1 protein-coding gene and 1 rRNA gene are annotated in these 1,330 nt (G+C 48.3%); one reads left to right on the forward strand and one right to left on the reverse strand.

Features of this window, described 5'->3' with window-relative positions; translation table 11 throughout:
- On the forward strand, positions 1–755 hold a 755-nt coding region (locus WN56_RS08450; RefSeq protein WP_046074622.1), incomplete at its 5' end, for a chitobiase/beta-hexosaminidase C-terminal domain-containing protein.
- A 274-nt stretch (positions 756–1,029) separates the two neighbouring features.
- Here WN56_RS08450 and rrf read toward each other — a convergent pair.
- Positions 1,030–1,145 (reverse strand): 5S ribosomal RNA (gene rrf / locus WN56_RS08455).
- Between the last annotated feature and the right edge of the window lie 185 nt (positions 1,146–1,330).

A 1,330-nucleotide genomic window follows, 5' to 3' on the forward strand; every position in this document is an offset into this window, starting at 1 on the left:
TCTATGGCAACGCGTGGCAAAATATCTGGGAGTGGGGCGTTGCCGATCGCGCCTATAATCTCGCCAACAATGGCTATGGCGTTATCTATAACCAAGCCACACATCTCTATTTTGACCACCCCTATGAACCAGACCCAAGTGAGCGTGGCTATTATTGGGCACCCCGTTTTACCGACACCCGTAAGACGTTTAGCTTTATGCCCGATGATCTCTACGCTAACGCAGATGCAAAGCGCAATGGTGCACCTATCACCAAACAGGAAGTACTAGACGCTGCCACCGTGAAAACACTGACGCGTCCAGACAATGTGCTTGGTTTACAGGCATCTATTTGGAGTGAAACTATTCGCTCCGATGGCCAATTTGAATCCATGACCTTCCCTCGCCTCTTCGCCATGGCTGAGCGAGCTTGGCACCGTGCCGAATGGGAAGCAAGCACTCAAACCGGACAAGAGGCGAATCAAACCAAGCGCAACATTGATTACAACCTCTTTGCTAATCAGTTAGCGAACTACTGGTTCCCACAACTAGAGCAACAGGGTGTGGGCTTCCGCTTACCCGTTCCGGGTGGAGTGATAGAAAGTGGTATATTGAAAGCGAACTCGCCATTCCCTGGACTCACCATTGAGTACTCAACCGATAATGGTGCAAGCTGGCAGACCTATGATGCGGCGAACGCTCCTCACGTCACTGCACCAGTGCAGCTGCGTACCATTTCAGGTGATCGAGTAAGTCGAGTCAGTAAAATTCAATAATCAAGCTATTACACAGCTTAGAAAAAACAAAGCCCCGTCGACAAGACGGGGCTTTTTATTGGATATTGGATAGATGGAAAATGGAAAGACATCTACTCGGCAGGCAGTTTAAAGCAAAGCGCACAGGGCTAATACACCCTCAAGATACAAAAAAGCCCCGACCGTGAGGTCAGGGCTTGGTGTTTTCTCATCAAAGTCTTACACATATCAGCTTTGATGATTAAATCTGTTTTTGCCTTCAGATTTTTCCAAAAATCTGAAAACAAGAAAGCAAGCCTGGCGATGTCCTACTCTCACATGGGGAGACCCCACACTACCATCGGCGCTGCTTCGTTTCACTACTGAGTTCGGCATGGAGTCAGGTGGGTCCAAAGCGCTATGGTCGCCAAGCAAAATTTGGTGTGTCTTCACTTTTCAGTCAAAACACTTAATCTAGAAAGCTGTTCGTTCTCGCCACAATCAACTGGCTTTATTTCAAGTCCAACCCAAAACCTCTTGGGTGTTGTATGGTTAAGCCTCACGGGCAATTAGTACAGGTTAGCTCAACGCCTCACAGCGCTTACACACCCTGCCTA

Source organism: Salinivibrio sp. KP-1 (genome assembly GCF_000968645.1).
Classification (GTDB): domain Bacteria; phylum Pseudomonadota; class Gammaproteobacteria; order Enterobacterales; family Vibrionaceae; genus Salinivibrio; species Salinivibrio siamensis.